General features: G+C 67.7%; 33 protein-coding genes and 1 pseudogene. 28 read left to right on the top strand and 6 right to left on the bottom strand.

The features are described from left to right. Positions 1 to 17: 17 nt before the first annotated feature. A complete protein-coding gene (locus ACW170_RS16230; RefSeq protein ID WP_492087657.1) occupies positions 18 to 950 on the bottom strand; it encodes a hypothetical protein in 933 nt (310 codons plus the stop codon). A gap of 122 nt (positions 951 to 1072) precedes the next feature. Here ACW170_RS16230 and ACW170_RS16225 point away from each other — a divergent pair, with 122 nt between their 5' ends. The 6 genes from ACW170_RS16225 (at position 1073) to ACW170_RS16200 (ending at position 5954) form a co-directional block, all read left to right on the top strand. After that, positions 1073 to 2158 carry an MBL fold metallo-hydrolase gene (locus tag ACW170_RS16225; protein ID WP_492087656.1) on the top strand — a complete coding sequence of 362 codons (1086 nt, stop codon included), beginning with the start codon at positions 1073 to 1075 and terminating at the stop codon, positions 2156 to 2158. Next, on the top strand, positions 2155 to 2928 hold the full coding sequence (locus ACW170_RS16220; RefSeq protein ID WP_492087655.1) for an enoyl-CoA hydratase: 774 nt from the start codon (positions 2155 to 2157) through the stop codon (positions 2926 to 2928). The genes ACW170_RS16225 and ACW170_RS16220 overlap by 4 nt, the downstream gene beginning before the upstream one ends. 72 nt (positions 2929 to 3000) lie before the next feature. Then, entirely contained in the window at positions 3001 to 3495 is a 495-nt protein-coding gene (locus ACW170_RS16215) for a GNAT family N-acetyltransferase (RefSeq protein WP_492087654.1), read from the top strand. Between the two features lie 40 nt (positions 3496 to 3535). After that, positions 3536 to 4090: a DUF1285 domain-containing protein gene (locus tag ACW170_RS16210; RefSeq protein WP_492089201.1), complete on the top strand. Its 555-nt coding sequence runs from the start codon at positions 3536 to 3538 to the stop codon at positions 4088 to 4090. Continuing rightward, positions 4087 to 4749 (top strand): CoA pyrophosphatase, encoded by a 663-nt coding sequence (locus ACW170_RS16205; RefSeq protein WP_492087653.1) that lies wholly within the window; start codon positions 4087 to 4089, stop codon positions 4747 to 4749. Before ACW170_RS16210 ends, ACW170_RS16205 begins: the two co-directional genes overlap by 4 nt. Then, positions 4746 to 5954, top strand: a complete 1209-nt coding sequence (locus ACW170_RS16200; RefSeq protein WP_492087652.1) for a CCA tRNA nucleotidyltransferase — start codon at positions 4746 to 4748, stop codon at positions 5952 to 5954. The genes ACW170_RS16205 and ACW170_RS16200 overlap by 4 nt, the downstream gene beginning before the upstream one ends. On the opposite strand, the gene ACW170_RS16195 is transcribed toward ACW170_RS16200, so the two are convergent. Further along, positions 5935 to 6888, bottom strand: coding sequence for an endonuclease/exonuclease/phosphatase family protein (locus ACW170_RS16195; RefSeq protein WP_492087651.1), 954 nt, complete (start codon positions 6886 to 6888; stop codon positions 5935 to 5937). The two genes, ACW170_RS16200 and ACW170_RS16195, sit on opposite strands and share 20 nt — an antisense overlap. Before the next feature lie 69 nt (positions 6889 to 6957). Between ACW170_RS16195 and ACW170_RS16190 the strand changes: the two genes are divergently transcribed. The 18 genes from ACW170_RS16190 (at position 6958) to ACW170_RS16105 (ending at position 20791) form a co-directional block, all read left to right on the top strand. After that, on the top strand, positions 6958 to 7419 hold the full coding sequence (locus ACW170_RS16190; protein ID WP_492087650.1) for a DUF4112 domain-containing protein: 462 nt from the start codon (positions 6958 to 6960) through the stop codon (positions 7417 to 7419). A 144-nt stretch (positions 7420 to 7563) separates the two neighbouring features. Then, positions 7564 to 9018, top strand: a complete 1455-nt coding sequence (locus tag ACW170_RS16185; protein WP_492087649.1) for a DUF2793 domain-containing protein — start codon at positions 7564 to 7566, stop codon at positions 9016 to 9018. Then, complete coding sequence (locus tag ACW170_RS16180) at positions 9015 to 9170, top strand: hypothetical protein (RefSeq protein WP_492087647.1); 156 nt, start codon at positions 9015 to 9017, stop codon at positions 9168 to 9170. Before ACW170_RS16185 ends, ACW170_RS16180 begins: the two co-directional genes overlap by 4 nt. After that, positions 9167 to 9454: a hypothetical protein gene (locus ACW170_RS16175; protein WP_492087646.1), complete on the top strand. Its 288-nt coding sequence runs from the start codon at positions 9167 to 9169 to the stop codon at positions 9452 to 9454. The genes ACW170_RS16180 and ACW170_RS16175 overlap by 4 nt, the downstream gene beginning before the upstream one ends. An 8-nt stretch (positions 9455 to 9462) precedes the next feature. Further along, positions 9463 to 9834 carry a M15 family metallopeptidase gene (locus tag ACW170_RS16170; protein WP_492087645.1) on the top strand — a complete coding sequence of 124 codons (372 nt, stop codon included), beginning with the start codon at positions 9463 to 9465 and terminating at the stop codon, positions 9832 to 9834. A gap of 14 nt (positions 9835 to 9848) precedes the next feature. Further along, positions 9849 to 10310, top strand: a complete 462-nt coding sequence (locus tag ACW170_RS16165) for a hypothetical protein (protein WP_492087644.1) — start codon at positions 9849 to 9851, stop codon at positions 10308 to 10310. Then, complete coding sequence (locus ACW170_RS16160) at positions 10201 to 10464, top strand: hypothetical protein (RefSeq protein WP_492089215.1); 264 nt, start codon at positions 10201 to 10203, stop codon at positions 10462 to 10464. The genes ACW170_RS16165 and ACW170_RS16160 overlap by 110 nt, the downstream gene beginning before the upstream one ends. Positions 10465 to 10683: 219 nt before the next feature. Beyond that, on the top strand, positions 10684 to 11463 hold the full coding sequence (locus tag ACW170_RS16155; RefSeq protein ID WP_492087643.1) for a flagellin: 780 nt from the start codon (positions 10684 to 10686) through the stop codon (positions 11461 to 11463). Positions 11464 to 11786: 323 nt separating this feature from the next. Further along, positions 11787 to 12554: a flagellin gene (locus ACW170_RS16150; protein WP_492087642.1), complete on the top strand. Its 768-nt coding sequence runs from the start codon at positions 11787 to 11789 to the stop codon at positions 12552 to 12554. Between the two features lie 86 nt (positions 12555 to 12640). Continuing rightward, positions 12641 to 12946, top strand: coding sequence for a hypothetical protein (locus ACW170_RS16145; protein ID WP_492087641.1), 306 nt, complete (start codon positions 12641 to 12643; stop codon positions 12944 to 12946). A gap of 135 nt (positions 12947 to 13081) precedes the next feature. Continuing rightward, positions 13082 to 13906: a flagellin gene (locus ACW170_RS16140; protein WP_492087640.1), complete on the top strand. Its 825-nt coding sequence runs from the start codon at positions 13082 to 13084 to the stop codon at positions 13904 to 13906. A gap of 58 nt (positions 13907 to 13964) precedes the next feature. Continuing rightward, on the top strand, positions 13965 to 16658 hold the full coding sequence (locus ACW170_RS16135; RefSeq protein WP_492087639.1) for an NHL repeat-containing protein: 2694 nt from the start codon (positions 13965 to 13967) through the stop codon (positions 16656 to 16658). Between the two features lie 90 nt (positions 16659 to 16748). Beyond that, complete coding sequence (locus ACW170_RS16130) at positions 16749 to 17429, top strand: hypothetical protein (RefSeq protein WP_492087638.1); 681 nt, start codon at positions 16749 to 16751, stop codon at positions 17427 to 17429. Continuing rightward, positions 17429 to 17860 (top strand): PDC sensor domain-containing protein, encoded by a 432-nt coding sequence (locus tag ACW170_RS16125; protein WP_492087636.1) that lies wholly within the window; start codon positions 17429 to 17431, stop codon positions 17858 to 17860. Before ACW170_RS16130 ends, ACW170_RS16125 begins: the two co-directional genes overlap by 1 nt. Positions 17861 to 18045: 185 nt before the next feature. After that, positions 18046 to 18552, top strand: a complete 507-nt coding sequence (gene ssb / locus ACW170_RS16120; RefSeq protein WP_492087635.1) for a single-stranded DNA-binding protein — start codon at positions 18046 to 18048, stop codon at positions 18550 to 18552. Between the two features lie 18 nt (positions 18553 to 18570). Then, positions 18571 to 19026: a thiol-disulfide oxidoreductase DCC family protein gene (locus ACW170_RS16115; protein WP_492087634.1), complete on the top strand. Its 456-nt coding sequence runs from the start codon at positions 18571 to 18573 to the stop codon at positions 19024 to 19026. Further along, positions 19023 to 20324 carry an SDR family oxidoreductase gene (locus tag ACW170_RS16110; RefSeq protein ID WP_492087633.1) on the top strand — a complete coding sequence of 434 codons (1302 nt, stop codon included), beginning with the start codon at positions 19023 to 19025 and terminating at the stop codon, positions 20322 to 20324. The genes ACW170_RS16115 and ACW170_RS16110 overlap by 4 nt, the downstream gene beginning before the upstream one ends. Further along, positions 20321 to 20791, top strand: a complete 471-nt coding sequence (locus ACW170_RS16105; protein ID WP_492087632.1) for a DUF2269 family protein — start codon at positions 20321 to 20323, stop codon at positions 20789 to 20791. Before ACW170_RS16110 ends, ACW170_RS16105 begins: the two co-directional genes overlap by 4 nt. A gap of 3 nt (positions 20792 to 20794) precedes the next feature. Here the strand turns inward: ACW170_RS16105 and ACW170_RS16100 are convergent, their stop codons facing one another. Further along, positions 20795 to 21175, bottom strand: coding sequence for a type II toxin-antitoxin system VapC family toxin (locus tag ACW170_RS16100; protein WP_492087631.1), 381 nt, complete (start codon positions 21173 to 21175; stop codon positions 20795 to 20797). Next, on the bottom strand, positions 21172 to 21450 hold the full coding sequence (locus ACW170_RS16095; protein WP_492087629.1) for a hypothetical protein: 279 nt from the start codon (positions 21448 to 21450) through the stop codon (positions 21172 to 21174). Before ACW170_RS16095 ends, ACW170_RS16100 begins: the two co-directional genes overlap by 4 nt. Positions 21451 to 21545: 95 nt before the next feature. On the opposite strand from ACW170_RS16095, the gene ACW170_RS16090 reads away from it, so the two are divergent. The 4 genes and pseudogenes from ACW170_RS16090 to ACW170_RS16075 all read left to right on the top strand — a co-directional run bounded on the left by ACW170_RS16090 (position 21546) and on the right by ACW170_RS16075 (position 23489). Then, positions 21546 to 22466, top strand: a complete 921-nt coding sequence (locus tag ACW170_RS16090) for a DMT family transporter (RefSeq protein ID WP_492087628.1) — start codon at positions 21546 to 21548, stop codon at positions 22464 to 22466. Between the two features lie 28 nt (positions 22467 to 22494). Beyond that, positions 22495 to 23022 (top strand): DUF1003 domain-containing protein, encoded by a 528-nt coding sequence (locus ACW170_RS16085; protein WP_492087627.1) that lies wholly within the window; start codon positions 22495 to 22497, stop codon positions 23020 to 23022. A gap of 28 nt (positions 23023 to 23050) precedes the next feature. Continuing rightward, a pseudogene (locus tag ACW170_RS16080) lies at positions 23051 to 23292 on the top strand (IS3 family transposase); the annotation flags it as partial. Beyond that, the gene (locus tag ACW170_RS16075; protein WP_492087626.1) at positions 23289 to 23489 is read left to right on the top strand and encodes a hypothetical protein; all 201 of its coding nucleotides are present in this window, start codon (positions 23289 to 23291) and stop codon (positions 23487 to 23489) included. The pseudogene ACW170_RS16080 and the gene ACW170_RS16075, both read left to right, overlap by 4 nt. On the opposite strand, the gene pseF is transcribed toward ACW170_RS16075, so the two are convergent. Then, on the bottom strand, positions 23483 to 24178 hold the full coding sequence (gene pseF / locus ACW170_RS16070) for a pseudaminic acid cytidylyltransferase (RefSeq protein ID WP_492087625.1): 696 nt from the start codon (positions 24176 to 24178) through the stop codon (positions 23483 to 23485). The two genes, ACW170_RS16075 and pseF, sit on opposite strands and share 7 nt — an antisense overlap. Beyond that, entirely contained in the window at positions 24175 to 25338 is a 1164-nt protein-coding gene (gene pseC / locus ACW170_RS16065; protein ID WP_492087624.1) for a UDP-4-amino-4,6-dideoxy-N-acetyl-beta-L-altrosamine transaminase, read from the bottom strand. Before pseC ends, pseF begins: the two co-directional genes overlap by 4 nt. Positions 25339 to 25368: the final 30 nt, after the last annotated feature.

The raw sequence follows: 25368 nt of genomic DNA, 5'->3' as shown, positions 1-25368 counted from the left end.
TGGTCTGCGGTGGTCGTTTAGGGCCGGCCGCCGGCCGGCGCCGGAGCGGCGGCGGGGACGGTGGTCAGCTTGCAGCCGCCGCCGACCTGCTGGGCGGTGGCGCAGGGATAGACCTGTTGCACGACATTCTCGGAGTTTAGGCGGGCGATAAGGCCGTCGCCGGCGGCGCATTTGGCTTCATAGAAGAGGCCGTTGGCGTTGCGGCCCATCAAGCGAGCCTCGGTTACGTCGCAGGACGCGGCCTCAGAACCCGCGAAATAGGATTTCACCAGAGCGGCGTTTTCGGCGGTGGTGGTGAAGGCGCAGGTTCCGTTTTCAGCCAGCACCTGGATGCAGGGGGTCTTGGTCCAGGTGTTGTTCAGTTGCTTGAGCCAGAAGCCGGCGCCGTCGGAGCAGCCGGCTTCGTACATGACGCCGCCGTCGTTGGCCTTGCCCAGAACCTTGACCTCATCGACCGTACAGGCGACGCCCGCCTGGACGGCGTATTCGCGCAGGAATTTCTGCGTGTCGGTGTTGGCGGCGATTGTGCACTGCGGGCCGGGGTCTGCGGCCGGGTCGCGGGCGCGCAGGGTGGCCGCCGAATAGGCCAGAAGGACGCAGTTAGACGCTTCGGGCGGGGTCTTGGACTCGATCATAAAGCCCGGTCCGGCGGCGCAGGCGACTTCATAGACCGAGGTCTTTTCGGCCGTCGTGCCCAGCAGTTTGGCTTCCGTCACCTGGCAACCGGTGTTGGCGAGCGTGGCCTGTTCCTGGGCGGCGGCCTGGATCTGCTCGGCCGTCGGGGCGGCGGGCGCGCGTTCGCGACGTTGACGAGAGGCCGAGGCGCGTGAGCCGCCTTCAACGGTGGCGGGCTGGTTTTCGGGGCCGCGCTGCTGTTGCGCGAAGGCGGGAGCGACCGATACGGCGCTGAACAGGAGCGCCGCGAGGGCGGCGGCGATGCGGGCTTTCATGGGACACCTTCGATGGGGAACGGCTGAAGGCTTCGTGGCGATCTAATCGGGCGGGGTCAAGGCGACTGTGGACGTCCAGGGCAAGACCTGACTAAGGTTGTTCGTTTCAATTGGAGACGCACTTGGCGGATGATGCGACGGCCCTGGACCAGGGGATCGAGGCGCGAGGCCTGATCTATCCCATGACCGATGCGCCGGCGCCGGGCGCGGCGATCGAGGTCGCGCGCGGGGTGCTGTGGTTTCGGTTCACCCTGCCGTTCCAGCTGAACCATGTGAACGTCTACGCCGTTCGTGACGGCGACGGATGGACGGTGATCGACACCGGTCTGCGCACGCCGGACAGTGTCGTGGCCTGGGAGGCGGCGCTGGACGGCGCGCTGGAAGGCCGGCCGATCAGGCGTCTGATCTGCACGCATATGCACCCCGACCACATCGGTCTGGCGGGCTGGCTGTGCGAGCGCAGCGGCGCCCCGCTGCTGATGTCGCGTCTGGAATATGTCACTGCCCGAATGCTGATGGCCGAGGGGACCGGCGACGCGCCGGAGGACGGGGAACGCTATTTTCGCGCTGCGGGCTGGAGCGAGGCGCAGATTGATCGTTGGCGCGCGGACTACGGCGGCTTCGCCAAGGGGGTGGCGCCGATGCCGCGCAGCTATCTGCGGCTGTCCGACGAAGACGTAGTCCAGATTGACGGCGACGACTGGACCGTGGTGGTCGGGTCCGGGCACAGCCCCGAACATGTCTGCCTTTGGCGGCGGTCGGACGACGTCTTTATCGCTGGTGATCAGATCCTGCCCCGGATTTCGTCGAACGTCTCGGTCTGGCCGACCGAGCCTGAAGCCGATCCGCTGGGCGACTGGATGGACTCCCTGGTCAATCTGCGGGGCCTGCTGCCCGAGGGGGCGTTTGTCCTGCCGGCGCATGGCGAGCCCTTCTACGGGGTTCATGCGCGGCTCGACGCCCTGAAGCGAGGTCATGAGACAGCGCTGAAACGGCTTGAGCGGACGTTGCGTCAACCGTCTAGAGTGATCGACGGTTTCTCGGCCGTGTTCGGCCGGGCGGTCGGAGACGGCGTATTGGGCATGGCCACGGGCGAGGCTCAGGCGCACCTGAACTATCTGGAAAAGCGCGGCCGCGCCCAGCGGACGCGAGACGAGAACGGCGTCGACTGGTGGACAGCCGTCAAACGGGACGAGGAAACGACGTGAGCGAACATATCCGCACAGAACTGGCCGACGGCGTCCTGACCCTGACGCTGGACCGGGCCGACAAGAAGAACGCCATCACCCAGGCCATGTATTCGGCCCTGTCTGAAGCGGTCGAACAGGCGCGCACCGACGACGCCGTGCGGGTGCTGCTGCTGCGCGCCGAGGGCGACAGCTTCTCGGCCGGCAACGACATCGGCGACTTCATCGCCATCGGCGCCAAGACGGAACAGCCGTTCGACATGTCGGTGTTCCGCTTCCTGAAGGCGCTGGCCGACCTGGACAAGCCGCTGGTGGCGGCGGTGAAGGGGCGGGCGGTCGGCATCGGCCTGACCATGCTGCTGCACTGCGACCTGGTGGTGGTGGCCGAGGACGCCCTGCTGTCCGTGCCCTTCGTCAACCTGGCCCTGGCGCCCGAGGCGGCGTCCAGCCTGCTGCTGCCGGCGGTGATCGGTCACCAACGGGCGTTCGAGATGTTCGCCCTGGGCGAGCCGCTGGACGGTCGGACGGCCCTGGCCTGGGGTATCGCCAACCGGGCGGTCCCGGCCGATCAGGTCGAGGCGACGGCGGCGGATCTGGCGGCCAAGGTGGCGGCGCGCGCGCCCAACTCCATCCGCAAGACCAAGCGACTGATGCGCGACGCCGAAGGCCTGTGGGCGCTGATGCAACGCGAGGGCGAGGCCTTTGGTTCGCAGATGAAGAGCCCCGAGGCCATGGAGGCCTTTATGGCCTTCACCCAGAAGCGGGCGCCGGACTTTTCCAAACTGGGCTGATCGTCACAAGACCGCGCCTTGATTTGGCGCGGCTTTGGTCCTAGGTGCGCGCGCCTCTCCGTCGGAGCGCCCATGTCGCACGCCTTTTCCATGTCGATGGCTCCCAGCCGTATCGACGCCGAGATTCCGGCCGACGCCGAAGGTGTCGAGGCCCTGATCATGGCCGCCTTTGGGCCGGGTCGTTTCGTCAAGACGGCGGAGCGGCTGCGCGAGGGATCGCGCCCCGCTGCAGGTTTCGTCGCGCGTCGGGGGGAACGGATCGTCGGGTCGGTGCGGCTGTGGCCGGTCCTGATCGGCGAGACGACCGGTCTGTTCCTGGGGCCCATCGCCGTGGACGCCACCAGTCGCAGCGACGGCCTGGGCGCCGAACTGGTGCAGGCCTGCCTGGACAAGGCGCAGTCGATGGCGGTCGGCGGGGTGTTGCTGGTCGGCGATCGCGCCTATTTCGACCGGTTCGGCTTCGTCGGCGCGCCCGACGCGATCCTGCCGGGGCCGGTGGAGCGTCGTCGCGTCCTGTGGCTGCCGACCAAGGTCGAGGCTGTTTCTGGGCCCGTTCGCATCGGCTGACCTTTTCCGCGCGCGGTGCGGGGCCTAAGTCATGTCGGACATGACCAAAGCCGATGATCCCAAGTCAGGACTGAACGCCGTCGCCGAGGCGGCCAAACAGGCGCCGGGCCGGGGCCTGCCGCCCGTGCATCTGTGGAATCCGGAACATTGCGGCGAAATCGACATCGTCATCGGCCGCGACGGCGTCTGGATGCACGAAGGTTCGCCCATCGGTCGCAAGGAACTGGTGCGGCTGTTCTCGACCGTGCTGCGTAAGGATCCGGACGGCTATCATCTGGTCACGCCGGTCGAAAAGTTGAAGATCACGGTCGAGGATTTGCCGTTCCGGGCCGTGTCGGTCGGGCGCGAGGGCGACGACCTGATCTTCGTCACCGATGTCGGCGACGAGGTGCGGGCGGGCGAGGCCGATCCCATCGTGGTCGAGACCGATCCGGAGACGGGCGAGCCCGCGCCGCGCGTCCATGTGCGGCGCGACCTGTGGGCGCGGATCACGCGTTCGGTCTTCTATGAACTGGTCGAGACGGCCGAGGAGGTCGACGGGCGGCTGGTCGTGCGGTCGGGCGGGCGAGCGTTTTCCTTGGGGGCGGTCGCGTGACGCTGGCGACCTTGAAAAGCCGGCTGGTCCAGCGGCTGGACCCGGTCGAGGCCTGGCGGCCGGAACTGATCGCAGCCCGCTCGGACTTCGACCTGAATCCCAAGGCGGCGCGGCCGGTGCGGGAGCTGCGGCCGGCGGCGGTGCTGATCCCCGTGGTGGCGCGGCCCGAGGGAGCGACGGTGCTGCTGACGCGGCGGGCCGACACCCTGGTGCGGCATACGGGTCAGATCGCCTTTCCAGGCGGTCGGCTGGACCCTGGAGAGAACGCCGTCCAGGCGGCGCTGCGCGAGGCGGACGAGGAGGTGTCGCTGAACCCGGCGAAGGTCGAAGTGCTGGGCCTGTCCGACGCCTATGAGACGGGAACCGGGTTTCTGGTCACGCCGGTGATCGGCTGGCTGCACGAGGCGCCGGTCACAACCCCGGCGCCCGCCGAAGTGGCCGAGGTGTTCGAGACGCCGTGGGACTTTCTGATGGACGCCGCCAACCACCGGCAGGACTTTTACGACATGGACGAGGGGCTGCGCCGCTGGTTCTGGGCCATGCCCTGGGGCGAACGCTATATCTGGGGCGTCACGGCGGGCATTCTGAAGGGGCTTCACGCCCGGCTCTACGGCGACGAACCCGCGCCCCAGATCGCAGCCGAAGAGGACGCGGCGTGAGCGTGTCCATGCTCGGTCAGCCGTGGCTGGAGGCCTCAGCCACCCGCGCCGTTATGGCGGCGCTGGAAGCGGCGGGCGGGCCCGACTGCGCCCGGTTCGTCGGCGGCTGCGTCCGCAACAGTCTGCTGGGCCGGTCCGTGGACGATATCGACATCGCCACGCGGTTGCGGCCGGAGGAGACGATGGCGGCGCTAAAGGCGGCGGGGCTGAAGGCCGTGCCGACCGGGATCGAACATGGCACCATCACCGGCGTGTCCGAGCGCAAGCCCTATGAGATCACCACCCTGCGTCGCGATGTGGAGACCGACGGGCGTCGGGCGGTCGTGGCCTTCACCGAGGATTGGGCCGAGGACGCGGCGCGGCGCGACTTCCGCCTGAACGCCCTCTATGCCGATGCGGCCGGGCGCGTGTTTGATCCGACCGGCGGGGGCCTGGCCGACGCTGCTGATGGCCGGATCGTCTTCGTCGGCAAGGCCGAGACCCGGATCCGCGAAGACTATCTGCGGATCCTGCGCTTCTTCCGCTTCCAGGCCTGGTACGGGCGGGGCGAACCCGATCCGACCGGCTTGGCCGCCTGCGCCGCGCTGAAGGACGGGATGGCCCGGTTGTCGGCCGAGCGGGTCTCCAAGGAACTGCTGAAGCTTCTGGCGGCGGTCGATCCCCGCCCTTCGGTGCGCGCCATGGCCGAGACCGGGGTGCTCGCCGTCGTCTTGCCGGACGTCCAGCCGCTGGATTTGTTCGAGGCCACGTGCGGGCGGACCGACGACCCGGTCATGCGTCTGTCGGCCCTGGTTCCCGGCGATGCGGCCGTCGTCGTGCGGATCGCGCGGGATCTGCGGCTGTCGAATGCGGTGCGGGATCGGATGGCGGCGGCGGTCGCCGAAGGCCCGGTGGTGGCGCCCGACATGACCGAGGCCGCCGCGCGGGCGGCGATCTATCGGCTGGGCCGCGCCGCCTTTGAAGATCGGCTGACGCGCGCGGAGGCGCGGAGCGGTCGCGACGGAGCCCCTCTACGACGCCTTGCGACCGCCTGGACGCCGCCGTCCATGCCGGTCGGCGGGCGGGACCTGGCCCGGCTGGGCCGGACGCCGGGACCCGAGACGGGGCGCATCCTGAAGGCGTTCGAAGACGCCTGGGTCGCCGACGACTTCCCCACCGACGGCCACGAGGCCCGGCTGAAATCGCTTATGGCTTCGCTCGGGTGAACTCGGTCACGACCGGATAGTGATCCGAGCCGGTCGGGCGGCCGACGCGGCGGCTGACCAGGGCCAGGTCGGGCGAGCGGTAGACCTGATCGATGGTGATGCCCATGAAGGGGGGCAGGCGGGTCGGCCAGGTGCCGGGAAAGCCCGGCGCGGGAACCAGACCGAGATCGGCCTTGATCTGACGCCCGATCCGGGCGCTGGAGACGCTGTTGAAGTCGCCGGCGATGAGGGTGGTCCCCGGCGCGGCCGCCTTGCGGCGTTCGGTCAGGGCCATCACTTGGGTGATCTGCCCCCACTGATATTCATAGGGCCAGGGACGGGTCAGGTGGACGCCGAAGACGGTGATCGGTCCCAGCGGCGTGGCCACGACGGCGCCGACGGCGCTGAGCCCGTCCGGCCGCCCCGGCAGTTTCGTCGTGATCGGATAGCGGGAGGCGATGATGGCCCGCGCCCCGGATGGTCCCGGCGACAGTCGTCCGTTGACCCGACGGTGGGGATAGCCCGCGAGCAGGCGGTCAATTTGGGCGATCGGCGCGTCCCCGACCTCGACCAGGATGACGATATCCGCATCGGCCGCCTCGATCGAGGCGCGCATGGCGTCGACGTCGGTATTGGGCGCCCAGAGGTTGGCGGAATAGACCCGGATGATCGGCTGGTCCGGTTGGCGCAGCCCTGTCGGCGGCATCCACTGGGGCCAGACGGCTTGCAACAGGATCACGGTCGCCAGCCCGCCCACGCCCATCGCCGGCCAGAGCCGCAGAAGCGCACAGCCCACGGTCAGACCCGCCGCCGCCAGCAGCACGGGGCCCGTGAACTGAGCCAGGATGTCCACCCAGCGATGATCGACGCCGCTGAGCGCCGCCACGCCGAAGATCGACAGGCCGATCAGGACCAGGCAGGCCGCCGCATTGGCCGCCAGCTTGAGCAGGGACATCGTGTGTTGCCTTTCCTGGTGAACGCTGTTGCCTATGCCGCGTTAGGGCGACGCTTGGGAGAGGGCGACATGGCCAGACGGTCGATCACAGATATCGAAAAGATTTGGTCCAATGTCGAGGGGATCAAGAAGCTGTCCGACCGGGTGATCGGCATCGGACCGTTCGGCATCGGCATGGACGGCCTGCTGACCTGGGTGCCGGTGGTCGGCACGGTCTATACGGTGGGAACCGGCGCCTGGCTGGTCATGCAGGCCGTCCGGGCCAAGGCCTCGCCGGCGACCCTGGCGCGGATGGCCGCCTATATGGCCGTGGATACGGCGACGGGCACGGTGCCTCTGGCCGGCGACGTGGTCGATACCTTCTTTCCCGGACAGTTGCTGGCGGCCAAGGCCCTGCAGAAGGACATCGAGACGACCCACTGGGTCGAGGATAGCGAGGCGGGGGCCAAGGCCAGCGGCGATCATGACCGGCATCTGGAGACCGTCCGCAACGACAAGAAACTGCGGCGCATCGTCTATCTGCACGACTGAATTGCGCGCGCTGGCGGTCGTCTGATTTCCTAATTCGTCATTCGAACATCCGTGCGATCAATGACTTGAATAAAAAATCGACCCTCCAGCGCGCCTGAGTTGGCGGCGCCCGCAGACTGATCTCCGACAAGAACGGAGATCCTGATGAGCGACGATTTCACTGCGCGTCTGAGCCTGCCCTATCTGGCGGCGGGGCAGATGCAGAAACATGTGACCCTGAACGCGGCGCTGACGCGGCTGGACGCCCTGTTGCAGACGGCGGTGGTCAGCGGGACCACGGCCGTCCAGCCGACGGCGCCGTTCGACGGCGACCTCTACATCCTGCCGGAAGGGGCCGAGGGGGCGGCCTGGGGCGGCCAGCCCGTGGGCGCCCTGATGCGGTTCGAGGCGGGCGGCTGGAGCCGGGTGTCCGCGCCGGTCGGACTGATCGCCCTGGTGCTGGACGCCGCCGTCCTGGTGGTGCGTGAGGAAGGCGGCTGGGCGCCGCTGGGCCGGCGGCTGGACGAGGTTCAGGGCCTGTCGCGCCTAGGGGTCGGGACGACGGCCGACGCCGCCAATCCGCTGGCGATCAAGACCAACACCGCCCTGTTCACCGCCCGTGGCGAGGCCGAAGGCGGCGACGGAGATCTGCGTCTGACCTTGAACAAGACGGCGGTGGGCGACGTCCTGTCGCTGCTGTTCCAGAGCGGCTACGGCGGCCGGGCCGAACTGGGCCTGGTCGGGGACGACGACCTCAGCCTGAAGGTCAGCCCGGACGGATCGACCTGGCGCCGCGCCTTCGGCGTGGACCGGGCCACCGGTCGGGTCGCCTTCGACCGAGGCGCGACCCGACGCGAGACGACGATCTTCGACGCCGACGGCGTCTATACGCCGCCCGCCTGGGCCCGATGGATCGAGGCCGTCTGTGTCGGCGGCGGCGGCGCGGGCGGGGCAGGCACGGCCGGACCGGCCGGAACCGCGCGCTTCGGCGGCGGCGGCGGTGCGGGCGGTCTGAGCCAAGCCATCTGGGCGGTCGCCGATCTGGGCGAGACCCTGGCTGTCGCCGTCGGCGGCGGAGGCTCTGCCGCGACCGGCGGCTCAGGCGGCCAGACGACAATAAGCCTGGAGGGCGTCGTGCTGCTGCGCGCCGGAGGCGGCGCTCGCGGCGCCGACGGAACCGCCGCAGCGGGGCCAGGCGGCGCGGGCGGCCTGGGGCAGCGCGTCGGCAATCCGGGGGGCGATAGTCGGATCACGGCGGCTGCGTCCGGCGGCGGAGAAACAGTCTGCCCTGAGGGCTCCGGCGGCGGCGGCGCCGGCGGCGGTCTGAGCGCCGGCAATATGGCTCAGGCGGGCGGTCCCGGCGGGGCGGGCGGCTGGGCTGTGCGACGAGCGGCCGGGGGCGCGGCAGGGGCGGCTGGTCAGGCTTCGTCGGCGCCAGGCCTGTCCTTGGTCGGCGGCGGCGGGGGAGGGGGCGACGCCTCGTCCGCAGGCGCGGGCGCGGCAGGCGGCGCAGGAGCCTCGTACGGGGCCGGCGGCGGCGGTGGCGGCGCAGGCCTGACCCAGTCGGGCGTGGGCGGCGCAGGCGGCGGAGGCGTGGTTCGCATCACGGCCGTCGGATGAGCCGGCGACCCTATCTGCCCGAGCCGATCGAGGTGCTCGACCCCGAAGCCTGGGACGCCCCCAGGACTCTGAACGACACAGCCCGCCGCGCCCAGACCGGCTTCGACGGTCGATGCGATCGGCAAATCCAGGACAAGGAGGACGAGGAATGACCGGAACCCGAACCCCGGCGCCGGGTCGCGCCCGGAACGATACTTTGGCCGAAGGCCGCTGGCTGTGGCGCAGGCTCTATGCCTTCGCCGTCAGCGCCGGACTGTGGCTGCTGCTGATGCGGACCGTGGCGCGGATGCCGCCCGAGATGCTGCCCAAGATCACGGACGGATTGATGGGGCTGCTTGCCCTGATCCTGATCCTCTATCTGGTGGCGCCCACGGCTGAGCAACTGGTCGCCCTGTTGGCCAATGCCCGGCTGCGCCTGACGGGAGGCCGCTCATGAGCGGGCGATTGTCCGTTCGTTCCCGATCCCGTTTGACGGGCGTCCACCCCGCCCTGATCGCCGTGGTCGAGGCCGCTCTCGCGCGCAGTCCGGTGGACTTCATGATCACCGAGGGCCTGCGGACGCCGGCGCGGCAGGCCAGCCTGGTCAAGGCCGGGGCCAGCCGGACGCTCAAGTCCCGGCATCTGACCGGACACGCCGTCGACGTCGCGGCCCTGGTGGACGGCCAGGTGCGGTGGGACTGGCCGCTCTACGGCCGGATCGCCGAAGCTTTCAAATCCGCCGCGCGGGATCTGAACACCCCCATCGTCTGGGGCGGCGACTGGAAGAGCCTGCGCGACGGCCCGCATTTCGAGCTGGACCGGAGGGTCTATCCGTGAGGCCCGCGTCGATCTTGAAGACGCTGACGCCGTTCGGCTGGATCCTGGTCGCCGGAGCAGCCATCGGCCTCGCGGCGACGCTTCTGGGCGGGCTCGGCTTTCGCTGGGACCCGCTGGGCCTGCAGCAGCGACGGTTGGCGGCGGCCCAGGCGCGGGCCACGGCAGGCGAGGGGGCGGCCAAGGCTCAAGCCGCCGCGCGTCGCCTCGAAGCCGAAGGCGCCCAGACCTTGCTGCGCCGCCTCGACGACTTTCAACAGCAACAGACGGCGACCGCAGGCGTGACCGCCGCCGCCGTCGCCCAGGCAAGGAGCGCCGATGACGCCGAAACCCCTCTGGACCGCCGCCGCGCCGATTATCTGCGCGGCCATGACCGCGAGCTGTGCCGGCTCGCCCCGGATCTCGGCGGTTGCGCCGGCGCGGCTGAGCCTGCCGGAGGCGGCGACCCGACCGTGCGCCCTGGCGGCGCTTCCGGCTGAACCGACAACCGCGGATCTGGACGCCGCCTATGTGCTGCGCGGCGCCCAGATCGTCGCCTGCGACGGCGCGCGCAGGCTGGCGCTGGACGTCCTGCTGGCGGAGCGGGCGATGTTGGATTCTCAAGCCGGGGGAGGGGACAGGCCTCCGCCCTGACCAAAGCGGCAAAAACGACTCGGCAACTTGTGCCGCCGTGCGTCGAAACTTGCCGAGGTGCGGCCCGGGTCGTCCGAAAAAAGCCCGTAAAATCAGTGCGGGGCTATGCCGTTTCCCCCATTTCCGTATGGCCCCGCCCTTGCTCTCTAGAGGGCGAGCAAAATGCTCCTGGCGCTAAAATGGCGCTGGACATCACACGAAGTGAAGAGGACAGCCAAAATGGCTAACAACAGCATCAACGTGAACGTCGGCGCCATGGTCGCGCTGCAAAACCTTAACGCGTCCAACAAGATGTTGGACGTGACGCAGAACCGTGTCTCCACGGGAATGAAGGTTTCCAGCGCCAAGGATAATGGGGCGATCTTCGCCATCGCGACGAACCAGCGCGCCGAGATGGGCGCGCTCAACTCCGTGATGCAATCGCAACAACGCGGCCAGTCGATCGTCGACGTCGCGCTCGCCGCCGGCGACACCGTCGTCGCAGCCCTGACTGAAATGAAGGCGCTCGCCGTCGCCATCGAGGCCGGAGGCAGCTCCGCGACGACCACCGCGCTCCAAAACGACTACGACGCCCTGCAGGACGAAATCGACAAGGCCCTGGCCGGCGCTGACTTCGACGGCGTCAACCTGTGGACCGACGGCGCCGTGACCGGCGTCATCACCGACACCTCCGGCGGCACCTTCTCCATCGGCATCGCCGCCGCCAGCGACGGCACCCCCACGGCTGCGACCGCAGCGGCTGTCCAGACCGCGATCGACGCCTTCACGGCCGATCTGGCGACCCTGGGCACCCAGTCCAAGTCTCTGGATCGCCAGGTGACCTTCACCAGCAAGCTGCAAGACGCTGTCGAAGCCGGCATCGGCAACCTGGTCGACGCCGATCTGGCCAAGGAAAGCGCTCGCCTGACCGCCTTGCAGACCAAGCAGCAACTGGGCGTTCAAGCGCTGTCGATCGCGAACACTTCCAGCCAGATCCTGACCAGCCTGTTCCGATCCTAAAAGCCAGGGCGCCTCGCCTCTCCGGCCTTCGCCTCAATATCAAACGTCAAAAAGGCGGTCGGACCTTGGTCCGGCCGCCTTCTTGCTTGGTTGGCAGCTTTTGCCCGGCAGATTTTTCCTACCCAGTCGGCAAAATCTGCCCCGCTAGGCGAAATCTGCCGGGACAGATTAATCTAAACAACAGTATAACGTAGAAAAAACAATGACTTGATAGATGTCGGGTTAACGGTTCCTGGCCCGGCAATTGCTTCAGTCCAATCGGGCAAAAAGCTCCCGGTTGTCAAAACGACGCCGGACATCACGAAGTGAAAAGGACAGCCAAAATGGCTAACAGCGTTAACACGAATATGGGCGCCAACGTCGCCCTGCAGACCCTGAACGCCACCAACAAGGCCCTGGCCACGACGCAAAACCGCGTCAGCACCGGTCAGGCCGTTTCGTCCGCCAAGGACAACGGCGCCATCTTCGCCATCGCCACCAACCAGCGCGCTGAAATGGCCGCCCAAGGGGCCGTCAAGCAATCGCTGCAACGTGGTCAGTCCATCGTCGACGTCGCCCTGGCGGCCGGCGAGACCGTCGTCGCGGCCCTGACGGAAATGAAGTCGCTGGCCGTCGCCATCGAAGCCGGCGGTTCCTCCGCCACGACCACCGCTCTGCAAGCCGACTACGACGCCCTGCAGACCGAAATCGACAGCGCTCTCGCCGGCGCTGAGTTCGACGGCGAAAATCTGTGGACCGCTTCGGCTTCCGTGATCACCGATACGTCGGCGTCGACGTTCACGGTCGGCATGGCCTCGCCCGCCGACGGCACCCCGGCCGGCGCCACCGCTGCTCAAGTCCAGACCGCAATCGAGGCCTTCACGGCCGACATGGCGACCCTGGGTTCGCAGTCGAAGTCGCTGGACCGTCAGGTCACCTTCGCCAGCAAGATGGAAGACGCCCTGGAAGCCGGTATCGGCAACCTAGTCGACGCCGATCTGGCCAAGGAAAGCGCCAAGTTGACCGCCCTGCAGACCAAGCAACAGCTCGGCGTGCAGGCGCTGTCGATCGCGAACTCGTCCAGCCAGATCCTGCTGAGCCTGTTCCGTTAAGATGATAGGCCGGGGCGGCTTACGCCGCCCCGGCCCTTCACTCCCGTTTGAATCCAGAAGGGCGCGGATGTTCCGCGCGAGGAGCCATGGCTGACAATGTCGCGAGCGTGTCCTCGGTAAACTTCTTTCCTCCCGATCCTGCCGACGTCACTCCTGCCCCTGCCCCTGCCCCTGCCCCCGCGCCGTCGCAGCCTTCGCTGCAGGCCGAGGAAGCAGCGGAATCGACCAACTATCGCCTGACCATCGAGTCCGCCGAGAACGGTCGCTTTGTATACACGATCAGCGATCCGATCACGGGCAAGGTCGTGCTGAAACTCCCGCGGGAAGTCGTTCAGACTCTCGCCGACAACCCGGGCTACCGGGGCGGAAATCTGCTGAAAACCTCCGTCTAGACGAAGGCTTTTCAGGTCGAAGACTGCAACGCCGCCGGTTTGCCGGACGGCGCTATCGTGGTTTCTTCGCCGTTAACCATACGCTCACGACTCATGGTTAATCCTGTAGGGAACAGAAGTCCGGGGCTTGAAGCCATGACCACTAGCGTACACACCAACACCTCGGCGATGATCGCCCTGCAGAACCTGAACCGCACCAACGACCAGTTGGCGTCGACGCAGGGCCGGGTCAGCACCGGCCTGAAGGTTCAAGGCGCCAAGGACAACGCCGCCGTTTGGGCGGTCGCTCAGGGACAGCGGGCGGACAAGGGTTCGCTTGAATCCGTGACGACCAGCCTGAACCGCGCGACCTCGATCGCCGACGTGTCGCTGGCGGCGGGCGAGCAGATTTCCAATCTGCTTCTTGAACTGAAGGCCAAGGCGACGGCGGCGGCTGACCCCAGCGCCACGGCTGCGACCAGGGCCTCCTACGACCAGGAGTTCCAGGCGCTGCTGGGCTCGATCGATTCCTTTGCCGACAACGCCACCTTCGACGGCGCGAACATTCTGGACGGGTCGTCCACGACCGCACTCGATTTTCTGGCCAACGCCGACGCGACCGAAACCATTTCCATGACGCGTCAGAACATGACGGTCGCTGGCTTGACGCTGACCGGCGAAGATCTCACCACTCAGGCCAATGCGGAAGATGCCCTGACCGCCGTCACCGCGGCCATCGCGACGGCCAGTTCCCGGCTGGCGGAGCTGGGCGCCGAGGCCAAGCAGATCGAACGCCACACCACCTTCGTCAGCAAGCTGTCCGATTCGCTGGAGGCGGGTATCGGCAATCTGGTCGACGCCGACCTGGCCAAGGAAAGCGCCCGTCTCCAGGCGCTGCAGGTTCAGCAGCAACTGGGCGTCCAGGCCCTGTCTATCGCCAACCAGGCGCCGCAGGTCATCCTGTCGCTGTTCCAGAACTAGGTCCGACTTAAGAGTTCGTTATCGGCCCTCGGCGCAATCTGGATAGCGGAGCCGATCGATGATCAACAACAGCTATCTGTTGGGACTGTACGGGGTGACGTCTTCCACGACGTCTTCCACGTCAAACACGTCTACGACTCCGACCAAACGCACCCAGCCCACGGCGCCGTGGACGGCGACGGAGAACGTCCCGACCGCCAGCGAAATGGTGCGCTCGGCCCTGGCGGGCCGTCGGATCGTCAACGAGGCGGCGGTGGACGTCGACCTGACCTCAGCCTCCGCCGACTATCGCAAGCTTTTCGCGACCTATCAGGCCCTCAACGCGCTTTCCGCCTTGGCGGATCGGGCCGGCACCCGCGGCGTCAGCGCGTCGGAGTCCGCCCTGCTCAACAAGCGGTTCGCCTCAGGGCTGGCCGAGCTTTCAGCCTATCTGTCTACGGCGAAGTTCGAAGGGTTACGGATGGTCGACGGCGTCGCCCAGAACACCGTCAAGACGACCGCAGCGATAGAGAAGACGTCCAGCACCTTCGTCACCGCGCCGGTGCATGAGGGGGCGCTCACCGAGACGGTCGATGCGTTCGAAGGGGACGTGCGCTTCTCCATCGGCGTCTCGATCTCAGGGAGCGCGCAAAAGACCATCGACATCGACCTGGCGGACATGGGCTCGACCCCCCGCACATTCGACAATGTCACCGCCTTCATGAACGAACAGCTGGACGCGGCCGGGGTGGAGACGCGCATCGGGCGCGAGCAAATTCCAGGCGCCGCCAAGACGGTCAAGGCGGGAGACAAGACCGTCACCTTGCCTGCGGGCCCGGATCAGTGGGCGTTGAAGGTGTGGGGCGGGGCGGGCGAAACCGTCTCGTTCTCCGCAGCCGACACGTCTGACGCCGTCTATGTCACCCAGACCACCGGCGCCGGTGCGGAGCTCCTGAAGTTCCAAGCCGACGGCGGAAGCGCGCCGACGGCGACGCAAGGCTTGGGCGAGACCTTCTGGGTCGAGGGAAGGACCGGTCAGGTCGCCTTGCCGGACGGCGTCGCCGCCGTGCGGGACAGCGCCGTGGCTGCGGACGGCTCGGTCTGGGTGCTCGCCGACCTGACCGAAGGCGAGGACAACCAGCCGATCAAGGGGCAGCGCGACGTCGCCCTGATGAAGTTCGATTCCGCCGGGAACCTGACCCAGACCAAGCTGCTGGGGGCGGCGTCCAGCGCCAACGGATTCTCTCTCGCCATCGCCGACGACGGCCGGATCGCGGTCGCCGGCTCGGTGACCGGCGCCCTGGACGCCGGCAAGAGCGGCGACGACGCCAATGTGGCGGACAGTTTCGTCACCGTTTTCGACTCTTCAGGCAAGGAGGTCTGGACCCAGCGGCGCGGCGCCAAGGCGGCCGATGAGGCGACCGAGGTCAGTTTCGGCGCCGACGGCACGGTCTATGTCGCCGGTCGGTCGCGCTCCATGATGCCGGGCTCCGAGGGCGCGCTGGGCGGATGGGATGGCTACCTCCAGGCTTTCGGCGAGCATAGGCTGACCCCGACCTCGCCGCTCAGCGGTCTTATGGTGGGCGCGACCCAGTTCGGCTCGGCCGGCGACGACAATGTCCAGGCCATGACGACCTCCGGCTCGAACCTCTATACCGCCGGGGTGGAGAACGGTCGGATCATGGTCCGTCAGTTCACACTGGACGCCTCGGGCGCGCCGACCCTGTCGTCGACCCGCGACCTCGGCGCGGCTCAGGGCGGGATCGCCGGGATCACGGTCGATAACGGTCGCGTCATCCTGACGGGTCAGACCGACAACGCCGCTCTAGACGTCGGCGGCGCCACGAATTCCCATGCAGGCGGCACGGACGTGTTCGTGGCGGTTCTGGATCCCGACCTCCAACCCTCCGCCAACGAGCGGCTGACCTATTATGGCGGCGCCGGCGTGGACACGGCGTCCGACGTCCAGGTCAAGGACGGCAAGGTCTGGATCACCGGCGTCGCCGACCGGCCCGCCGGAGCGGCCAAGACCGATCCGACCCAGGCCTATCTGGCGCGGTTGGACCCTCTGACCGGCGCCGTCGAATACAGCCAGACCTGGCGCGCCCAGGGCGACCAGGCGGTGACGGGCAGCCTGACGGTCGTGTCCGGCGGCGCCAGCGTTCTGGACAAGCTGGGCCTGCCGCAGGGCGAGATCATGCAGTCGGATTCCAAGCTGCTGACCGTCGCCACCTCCGCCCGCGCGGGCGATCAGTTCACCATAACCCCCGGCAACGGCACACGGGCCATAACCGTGACCATCGCCGCGAACGAAACCATGGCGAGCCTGGCCAAGAAGATCACCAGCGCCTCGAACCGGCAGCTCACCGCTACGGTGGTCACAGACAAGAAGGTCTCGCCGCCGACCGAGCGAATCCAGATCGTAGCCGCCGATGGCAAACAGGGCGCCACGGTCTCCTCGGGCGCGGTCGGCAAAGACGCTTTGGCCGCCCTGGGCCTGTCGCCCGGCTATATTGGGAACACGGGCGACAAGGAAAAGAAGGCCTATGGGCTCAATCTGACCAATGCGCTGAACCTCAGCAACGCCGATTCAATCAAGGCGGCGAACGAAGCCCTGGCCAACGCCCTGACCTCGGTCAGGTCGGCCTACAAGTCGCTGGCGCCGTCGACCGCCGCCATCACCAACACCCAGACCGGCAACAAGTCGTCGACCGCCTATCAGCAGACGCAACTGGCCAACTTCCAGGCCGCGCTCAACCGCCTGACGGCCTGATCTGAGCCTCATCGCCCTAAGCGACGGCTAGGCGGTTGACGCCCGGCGCCGGTTCCGGGTTATTGGACGCCTCAGTTGCGAAAGCCCCCCATGGCCCTTCCGAACGACAACCGCGTCATCATCGCCATCGGCGCCGGTCTGGTGATCATCGCCGCCGTGGTGCTGGCCCTGATCTTCACCGGCGGCGGCGACAAGACGCCTGAAGCCCCGCCTGCCGCCAAGGGCGGGCTGACGGTCGATTTGGCAGACGCCCCCTCGCTGGAGCCGACTCGCGAGCTGCGCTGTTTCGTCGACGGCCAGTTCGTCGGCATGGCGACGCTGGCCGACTGCGCCCAGCGCAACGGCCTGGCCACCGACGCCCTGGATGTCGGCATCGACGAGACCGGGGCCCTGGCCGCCGCCCCGACCGCCGCCTTCGCCCCGCCGCCGGAACTGCCCCCGGTCGAGATGGCTGAGGCCGATCCCATGCCGAGCCCCGCTCCGGGCGCCGCCGCGCCCAGCACCCCGGCCCCAGCGCAGTCCGCCGGCTCCCAGTGTCTGCGCCATGCCGGTTCTGAATGGCGCGTCCTGTCCAGCGGCATGAGCCTGAACGCCTGCGTCCAGGCCCTTTACGCCGGAACCTGCGTCCGTCCGGGCGACGCCCAGTACGGCCGCTGGGGCGACACGACGCTGCGTCTGGTGCCGCGTCGGGTGGAACAGTCGGGCGACAACAGCCGTTTCCGCACCCTGGCGGAGCAGGACCGCAACTGCCAATTCCCGGGTCTGAACTGATGCGCGTGCTTGCCCTTTCCGCCCTTGCCGCCGCCGCTGTCGCCACTCTGGGCGCCTGCTCCAGCGAGCCGAAGTTCGAGTTCGAACCCGGCGTCTGCTATTTCGTCGCCACGCCGGAGGGCGAGCCGCCGCGCTTGCAGAAGATGGGCGAGAACGTCGCCCAGATCGAACTCTGCGCCGGACAGCTGGAAGAAATGCGCCTGCGCTTCCTGCGCATGGGCGGCTCGAACCAGGAGGTCGCCGGCGCCTATCAGGGCCGCTTCATCTTTGTGGACCGCGAAGGCGTGAAGTTCGGCAAGAGCCTGACGGGCAGCCGTTTCTTCGCCATGGCCCGCACCGGCGACGGCCGTCTGGCCATCCCGGGCGCCATCCAGCGCGACGACACCGGGCGCCCGATCGCCATCGCGGCGCCGCCGGCCGAGACCAAGTAGGGCGCAGGCCCTGGCCAAGGGCTTGCGGAAATCGAACAAAGGTGGAACAAACGGTTAATCCATCCACCGGTTTGGCGGGTCAGATGTCGAATGCGGCTGGCGGTGACCGGCGGCGGCTCTAAGACATCCGGCTGAATTACGGAGCAGGCGAGGGACTCGCCGCTCCCTACGAGAAGGAAGTTTCCATGGCGGGCAGCGTCAACAAGGTCATTCTGGTCGGCAATCTGGGCCGCGATCCCGAAATCCGGTCCATGCCGAACGGCGACCGTATCGCCAACCTGTCGATCGCCACTTCGGAAACCTGGCGCGACAAGTCCTCGGGCGAGCGCAAGGAAAAGACCGAGTGGCACCGGGTCGTCATCTTTAACGACAACATCGTCAAGGTGGTCGAGAACTATGTGAAGAAGGGCTCGACCGTCTATATCGAGGGCGCGCTCCAGACCCGCAAATGGACCGACCAGCAGGGTGTCGAGAAATATTCGACCGAGATCGTGGTCAGCCGCTTCAAGGGTGAACTGACCATGCTGGGCAGCCGCGCTGAAGGCGGCGCCTCGCAAGGCGGCGGTTACGGCGGCGGCGGCAGCGGCGGTCGCGGCGACGACGACTATTCCTCGGGCTTCTCCACCGGCGGCGCCAACAAGCCGAGCGGTCCCAAGGAAAGCTACGACCTGAACGACGACATTCCGTTCTAAGGTCGATCCGAACCAACCATGGGGCGGGGGCCTTACAGCTATCGTGAGGATCCCGCCGTCCCGGCCTTCCCGGACGACCGTCCCCTAATCCTGTTCGACGGCGATTGCGCGCTCTGCTCAGGCTCGGCGCGCAAGATCCTGACGTCCGACCGAGCCGGCGTATTCCGGCTGGCGCCGACGCAGTCGGGCCTGGGGCGGACCTTGTTGACGCATTACCGCGTCAGTCTCGACGACCCCGCTACAATGCTGTTGATCCAGGATGGCGTGGCGCGCGAACGCTCCGACGCGGTCCTCGCCATCGCCGCCCAACTGCCCGCGCCGTATCGCTGGGCGATCATCGGTCGGGTCGCGCCTCGGTTCATTCGCGACCAGCTGTATGATTTCGTGGCGCGTCGCCGCCGCCGGTTTCCCGGTTCGACCTGGTGCGCCCGCCCTCCGGCGGGCGTCGATCTGAAGGACAGAGTGCTGGGATGAGCGGACGGGTCCTGGTGTTGGGCGCCAACGGCTTCATCGGCTCGCATGTGGCGGCGGCCCTGTCCGCCGAAGGCTGGCGCGTGCGGGCGGGCGCGCGGCGCGTCGCCGAACCGTCCCGACGCGCCCCGAGCTTCGACTGGATCGTCGCCGACTTTTCGAAACTGACGACCGCCCAGGACTGGGCGCAACTGCTGGACGGGGTGTCGGCCGTGGTGAACTGTGTCGGCGTCTTGCAGGACGGCGGCGGCGACAGCACCCGCGCCGCCCATATCGACGGTCCGCGCGCCCTGATCGCGGCGTGCGAGGCGGCGGGCGTCGCTCGGTTGATCCACATCTCCGCTGTCGGCGCCGATGAAGCGGCCGGAACCGACTACGCCCGCACCAAGGCGCAGACGGAGCGGCTGGTCGCGGACAGCGCGCTCGACTGGTTGATCCTGCGGCCGTCGCTGGTGGTGGACCGGGCGGCCTTCGGCGGCACGGGGCTGATCCGGGCGCTGGCGGCCTTCCCGCTGTTTTCACCGGTGGTGGGCGGCGACCAGACCTTCCGTCCGATCCCTCTGGGCGACCTGGCCGCCGCTATTGTCGCAGCCCTGCGGGCCGGCGCCCCGTCGGGTCTGACCCTGGACATGCCGGGACCGGAGGCGGTGACCCTGGCCCAGACGGTGCGCCTGTATCGTGGTTGGCTGGGCTTGACGCCGGCGCCCGTGGTGCGCGTACCGCGCGCCCTGGCCGCTCCGGCCCTGGCGGCCGGCGACCTGCTAGGGCGTCTAGGCTGGTCCTCGCCGATCCGCACCACGGCCATGCGCCAGATGGACCACGACGTCTCCGGCCACGACAGCGGTTGGGCCCAGCGGCTGGGCGTGTCGTCGCGCGGTTTCTCCCGCTTCCTGGCCGAGACCCCGGCCTCGGTCCAGGACGTCTGGCACGCCCGCCTGTGGTTCGTCCGCCCGATTTCGATCCTGACCCTAGGCCTGTTCTGGCTGATCACCGGCCTGATCAGTTTCGGCCCGGGTTGGAGCGGCGCGGTCTCCATCCTGCACGAAGGCGGCTACGGCGGCTGGGCCGGGCCTGTGGCCTGGTGGGGCGCCCTGCTGGACGTGGTTCTCGGGCTGGCGCTGTTCGTGCGGCCCTGGACGGCGCGGGTGGCGATTTTCATGTGTCTGGCCACCATCGGCTATCTGATCGCCGGCACCCTCAGCCTGCCGCACTACTGGACCGACCCCTTGGGACCGTGGCTGAAGGTTCTGCCGATGATGGCCCTGTGCCTGTTCGTCGCCGCAACGGACACCCGCCGATGAGCCTCTATTTCGCGCTGAAGATCATCCACATCCTGTCCGGCGCCGTCCTGTTCGGCACGGGGGCGGGCATCGCCTTCTTCATGCTCCGGGCCCATGCGACGCGGGACGCCCGGACGGTGGCCGAGGTCGGGCGGATCGTCGTCCTGGCCGATTTCGTCTTCACCGCCAGCGCCGTGGTGGTCCAGCCCATCAGCGGCCTGGGCTTGATCCATCTGCAGGGCTGGTCCCTGACCAGTCCCTGGCTGCTGGCGGCCTATGGGCTTTATGTCTCCGTCGGCGTCTGCTGGCTGCCGGTCGTCTGGATCCAGTATCGGATGATGAGGCTGGCCGAGCAGGCGGCAGGGCAGGGGGCGGCCTTGCCGCCCGCCTATCATCGCCTGTTCCGCTGGTGGTTCGCCCTGGGCTGGCCCGCCTTCGCCGGCGTCCTGGCCATCTACTGGCTGATGGTCGCCAAGCCGACGTTCTGAGGCCTACCAGACCGCCTTGTCGAAATGACGCACGATCACCTGGTCGGCGGTGACCAGCTTCGCCCCGTCGGCCATGGCGTTGGCGACGATCAGCCGGTCGAACGGATCGCGCGTCCAGGCGAAGCGGCAGGCCGCCTCAGCGACGGCGGCGGTCGAAGCGTCCGATAGCGACAACTCCAGCCGGTGCTCAAGATCCTGCAGCAGAAGATCGGCCGTCTTAAGCTTGACCCGACCGATCTCGATCAGGATTTCGATCTCCACCAGCACCAAGGGCGACAGACGCAAGTCACGAGCCCGCGCCAGCTGCGCCTGCGCCGAGCGGCTGATCTGCCGGTCCAGCCGATAGTAGAGCCAGAGGGCGACTTGGGTATCGAGGTGGATCACTTGTCGTCGAAGTCGAACTTGGTGTCCGGATCCCAGGTCCAATGGCTCTTGTTGGTGTCGATATCGTCGGGGCAGTCGTCTGCGCCCTCGCGCATGCCTTGGGCCATATAGGCGCCCCAGCGTTCCTCGGGCGTCGTCGGCTTGGCGGGCGTCTCGGCGATCAGGGTCAGCCGCCGACCGCCGCGCCGGATCACCAGCGGCTCGCCGGTTTCCAGCACGCTGTCGACCAGTCGGAACAGGTCCTTGCGCAGGGCGGTCAAGGTGACTTCGGCCATATGTACATGCTGCGCTTGAGGCATGTACATGTCAATGCAATGAGCCGACACGCCATTTGACGGGCGAAGCGGCTCACGGCGTGCGATAGGCGGGCATGACCGTCGTCCCTCCTGCCGCGCCGCCCGCCAAGCCTCACGCCCTGACCGGGCTTGAGATCGCCGCCATCCTGGCGATCATCGTGGTGTGGGGTGTGAACAATGCGGGCGCCAAGCTGGCGACCGAGCAACTGTCGCCGTTGTTGGTCGGGGCGATCCGGTTCGGGATCGCCACCGCCTGCCTGATCGTCTTCGTCCGTCCCCCCTTTCCGGACTGGAAAAGCCTGACGCTGATCGTCATCCTCGGCGGGCCGATCCAATATGGTCTGGCCTACACCGCCTATTGGATGGCCACCGACGTCAGCCCTGTGACCGTGGCCAACCAGTTGTGGATTCCCTTCACCACCCTGTTCGCCTTCCTGATTCTAGGCGAGCGGCTGAGCAAGGCGGCCCTGATCGGCATGGGGGTGGCCTTCGTCGGCGTGGCCTGGATGACGCTGGACGCCCATGCGCTGCAGGACTGGAAGGCCATCCTGGTCGCCATCGCCGCCGGCGCCGCCTGGGGCGTGACCACGGTGGTCGCGCGTCGCACCACCTCGATTCCGCCGCTGAAGATGCAGGGACTGCTGGCCCTGGGCGCCTTTCCGGTCATGGCCTTCGGCTCGGCGGTGTTCGAACACGGTCAATGGGAGGCGGTGAAGGCCGCCACCCCCATGGTCTGGGCCTCGCTGCTTTGGGCCGGGATCACCTCGTCGGTGCTGGCGACGACCCTGCTGTTCTGGCTGGTGCAAAGGCGTGAGGCGGGGCGGGTCACGCCCTATCTGCTGGTGACGCCGGTGGTGTCGATGCTGATAGGCTGGGGCCTGATGGGGGATGTGCTGACGCCCCAGATCCTGACCGGCTCGGCCATCACCATGGGCGGGGTGGCCCTGGTCGCCCTGGCCGAACGGGGCTTGCGCGCGGGCGCCGCCAAGGCTTGATCTAGGGCCGCAGTTTCCGGAGCCGGCCATGCACAACCCCCTCGACCCCGATCATCTGTCTCGCCGCTGGCTGGGCCGCGGCCATGCCGAGCTGGACGCCGTCGAACGGCAGGTGGTCGACAGCGCCGCCGCGCGCCGGCCGGTGTCGCGCGACATCAACGAGACCTTCGCTGACCGCCAGAGCTTCGGCGACCGGCTGGCCGACCGTGTGGCGACCTTCGGCGGGTCCTGGACCTTCCTGATCGCCTTCGGGGCGGCCCTGGCGCTCTGGACGATTCTGAACCTGATCCTGGGCCGGGAGGCCTTCGACCCCTATCCCTTCATCTTCCTGAACCTGATGCTCTCCATGGTGGCCGCCGCCCAGGCCCCGATCATCATGATGAGCCAGAACCGCCAGGCGACGAAGGACCGGCTGGACGCCGGCAACGACTACCAGGTCAACCTGAAGGCCGAGATCGAGATCATGGCCCTGCTGGACAAGGTCGAACACCTGACCGCGCGCCAAGAAGAGCAGACGGAACTGATCAGGACCCTGCTGGCCGAAAAGGGGCGCTGACGTTCCAAATACTCCGTCATCCTCGGGCTCGATCCGAGGCCTCTACAAGGCAGAGGTCGTCCATCGACGCGGGCCATGGCGCACCTTCGAAGCCGTCGAGTACGCCACCCTCGAATGGGTCGATTGGTTCAACAATCGGCGCTGCTCGAACCCATTGGCAACATGCCGCCCGCCGAGGCAGAACAACGGTTCTACGCAGCCGTAGACGACGTCCCCATCTCCGCATACTTTAACCAAATAGCCTTTGGGAAATCCGGGGCGGTCCAATGACCTACGCCTTCCCGGACCACTATGTGATCACGCCCACGATCCGCTTCCACAGCTCAAATGCGGATTTCGACCGCAACGCCTTGGGGGGGGAAGTCGGCGAGCGGGTCACGCCGGGCTTCCAGTACGATTCTGCGACCAATCCCCACTTCCTGACGGTCGAGGAGACGCGCAACTTCAACGCCCAGGCCGCCTACTGACCTGACCTGGCCAACTGCATCTTCAGTTCGGCCAGTCGCCAGTCCGTCAGGGTGTCGATGTCCTGTGCCTCCATCGCATCGATGACGAAGCTGCCGGCCCGGCCGGCGAATGTCGGCTGTTTTGTCACGCAGACTTCGCGGGTCATCCAGTAGAACTGAGCCGCGTCATGATAGGCGGGCTCCAAGTCCTGCGATCGACTGGCGTAGTGTTCCGGCTGGCGCATCGCCGTCCGGCCGTGCAAGTCACGGCGTAGGGCGCGCTGGATCGGATAGTAGAAGGCGACAACGGGAAAGACCGTATCGAAATCCCCAGTGTCCATCAGATCGGCGGCGCGCTTCAACGTCGACGAGCGCAAGAGCGGCGCCGTCGCCGAAATGCAGCACAGGCGATCGAACCACTGGCCGTTCGCCTCGTAGCGCTCGACCACCTCGGCCATCACGTCGAGGATGATCGCATGATCGTCGGCGGTCTCGGCGCTGCGCAGGAAGGGGACGCTGGCTCCGGCGGCGCGGGCCGCCTCGGCGATCTCCTCGCTGTCGGTCGACACCATCACCGTGTCGAACAGGCCGCTTTCCAGCGCCGCCTCGACCGACCAGGCCAGCATCGGTTTGCCGGCGAAGTCGCGGATGTTCTTGCCAGGCAGCCGATTGGAGCCTCCGCGCGCGGGAATGACGGCCAGGGCCTTCACGTCATACCTCCCGACGCCAGGCCCTTCACCGCAGAAATCACGCGCTCCACCTCCTCATCGGTCATGGCGGGGAAAAGCGGCAGGCTGAGCGCCCTTTCGTAGTAGCGATCGGCGGCGGGGAAGGGGTCAGGCTCGCCATAGGTCCGGCGATACCAGGGCTGTCGCGGAACGGGGATGTAGTGCACCTGCGAGCCGACCCCCAAGGCGGCGAGGGCGGCCATCACCTCGGCGCGGGACCGGCCTATGCGCTCGAAGTCGATCTGGACGATGAACAGGTGATAGCCGATGCGGTCCGCGCCTCGGGGCTGCGGCAACCGAAGCCAGTCCAACTCCGCGAACGCGGCCTGATACTGGTCAATGATCGCCAGCCGGCGGTCGATGAAGCGATCCAGCTTGCTTAACTGGCTCGAGCCGAGCGCCGCCTGGGTTTCGCTCAGACGATAGTTGAATCCCAGCCGTTGCTGCTCATACCACCAGGTTCCGGGCTGCTCTGAGAGGCGGGCAGGGTCGCGGGTTATGCCGTGGGAGCGGAGGAGGAGAAGGCGTTCGTAAAGCTCCGGATCATTGGTCGTCACTGCGCCGCCTTCTCCCGTCGTCATCGTCTTGACGGGATGAAACGAGAAGACGGTCGCGTCCGAGTGGCGGCAGTCGCCGACCTTGCCGTCGCCGTGTTCTGAGCCGATCGCATGGGCGGCGTCCTCGACGATACGGACCCCGGTCTCGTTGGCGATTTCGCGGAAGGCGGCCATGTCGGCCGGGCGGCCGGCGAAATGGACTGGCGCAATGACGCGAGTTCGATCCGTCATTGCGGCGCGCGTGGCCGCAGGCGACAGGTTCAGGGTCTCCGCGTCGATATCGGCGAACACCGGGGTTAATCCCACATAGGCCATGGCGTTGGCTGTCGCCACGAAGGTGATCGGGCTGGTGATCCCCTCGCCGGGACCGAGATCCAGCGCCGCCATCGTCAGATGAAGGCCTGCAGTGGCGTTGCTCACCGCGACTGCGAACCGGGCGCCGACGTAGGCGGCAAGCTCGGCCTCGAACTGGGGCGTCGCCGGGCCCTGGGTCAGAAAGTCGGATCGGAGCGCGGCCAGCACGGCGCGCTCATCGTCCGCGTCGATCCACTGGCGACCGTAGGGGATGAAGCCTTGGGGCTCCATGTTCAGCGGCCCTGCGCTGCCGGCGCCCGA

The organism is Brevundimonas sp. FV2ps16, from assembly GCF_058681075.1.
The sequence above is the reverse complement of the archived record's forward strand: the minus strand, read 5'-3'. Positions and strand labels throughout refer to the sequence as shown.

Coding starts and splice junctions, on each gene's coding strand:
- ACW170_RS16075 (WP_492087626.1), top strand. CDS start 23,289: ATGACCTACGCCTTCCCGGACCACTATGTGATCACGCCCACGATCCGC.
- ACW170_RS16175 (WP_492087646.1), top strand. CDS start 9,167: ATGACCGGAACCCGAACCCCGGCGCCGGGTCGCGCCCGGAACGATACT.
- ACW170_RS16150 (WP_492087642.1), top strand. CDS start 11,787: ATGGCTAACAGCGTTAACACGAATATGGGCGCCAACGTCGCCCTGCAG.
- ACW170_RS16110 (WP_492087633.1), top strand. CDS start 19,023: ATGAGCGGACGGGTCCTGGTGTTGGGCGCCAACGGCTTCATCGGCTCG.
- pseC (WP_492087624.1), bottom strand. CDS start 25,338: ATGGAGCCCCAAGGCTTCATCCCCTACGGTCGCCAGTGGATCGACGCG.
- ACW170_RS16160 (WP_492089215.1), top strand. CDS start 10,201: ATGACCGCGAGCTGTGCCGGCTCGCCCCGGATCTCGGCGGTTGCGCCG.
- ACW170_RS16130 (WP_492087638.1), top strand. CDS start 16,749: ATGGCCCTTCCGAACGACAACCGCGTCATCATCGCCATCGGCGCCGGT.
- ssb (WP_492087635.1), top strand. CDS start 18,046: ATGGCGGGCAGCGTCAACAAGGTCATTCTGGTCGGCAATCTGGGCCGC.
- ACW170_RS16145 (WP_492087641.1), top strand. CDS start 12,641: ATGGCTGACAATGTCGCGAGCGTGTCCTCGGTAAACTTCTTTCCTCCC.
- ACW170_RS16095 (WP_492087629.1), bottom strand. CDS start 21,450: ATGGCCGAAGTCACCTTGACCGCCCTGCGCAAGGACCTGTTCCGACTG.
- ACW170_RS16090 (WP_492087628.1), top strand. CDS start 21,546: ATGACCGTCGTCCCTCCTGCCGCGCCGCCCGCCAAGCCTCACGCCCTG.
- ACW170_RS16210 (WP_492089201.1), top strand. CDS start 3,536: ATGACCAAAGCCGATGATCCCAAGTCAGGACTGAACGCCGTCGCCGAG.
- ACW170_RS16185 (WP_492087649.1), top strand. CDS start 7,564: ATGAGCGACGATTTCACTGCGCGTCTGAGCCTGCCCTATCTGGCGGCG.
- ACW170_RS16230 (WP_492087657.1), bottom strand. CDS start 950: ATGAAAGCCCGCATCGCCGCCGCCCTCGCGGCGCTCCTGTTCAGCGCC.
- ACW170_RS16155 (WP_492087643.1), top strand. CDS start 10,684: ATGGCTAACAACAGCATCAACGTGAACGTCGGCGCCATGGTCGCGCTG.
- ACW170_RS16115 (WP_492087634.1), top strand. CDS start 18,571: ATGGGGCGGGGGCCTTACAGCTATCGTGAGGATCCCGCCGTCCCGGCC.
- ACW170_RS16125 (WP_492087636.1), top strand. CDS start 17,429: ATGCGCGTGCTTGCCCTTTCCGCCCTTGCCGCCGCCGCTGTCGCCACT.
- ACW170_RS16105 (WP_492087632.1), top strand. CDS start 20,321: ATGAGCCTCTATTTCGCGCTGAAGATCATCCACATCCTGTCCGGCGCC.
- ACW170_RS16195 (WP_492087651.1), bottom strand. CDS start 6,888: ATGTCCCTGCTCAAGCTGGCGGCCAATGCGGCGGCCTGCCTGGTCCTG.
- ACW170_RS16135 (WP_492087639.1), top strand. CDS start 13,965: ATGATCAACAACAGCTATCTGTTGGGACTGTACGGGGTGACGTCTTCC.
- ACW170_RS16085 (WP_492087627.1), top strand. CDS start 22,495: ATGCACAACCCCCTCGACCCCGATCATCTGTCTCGCCGCTGGCTGGGC.
- ACW170_RS16180 (WP_492087647.1), top strand. CDS start 9,015: ATGAGCCGGCGACCCTATCTGCCCGAGCCGATCGAGGTGCTCGACCCC.
- ACW170_RS16190 (WP_492087650.1), top strand. CDS start 6,958: ATGGCCAGACGGTCGATCACAGATATCGAAAAGATTTGGTCCAATGTC.
- ACW170_RS16140 (WP_492087640.1), top strand. CDS start 13,082: ATGACCACTAGCGTACACACCAACACCTCGGCGATGATCGCCCTGCAG.
- ACW170_RS16215 (WP_492087654.1), top strand. CDS start 3,001: ATGTCGCACGCCTTTTCCATGTCGATGGCTCCCAGCCGTATCGACGCC.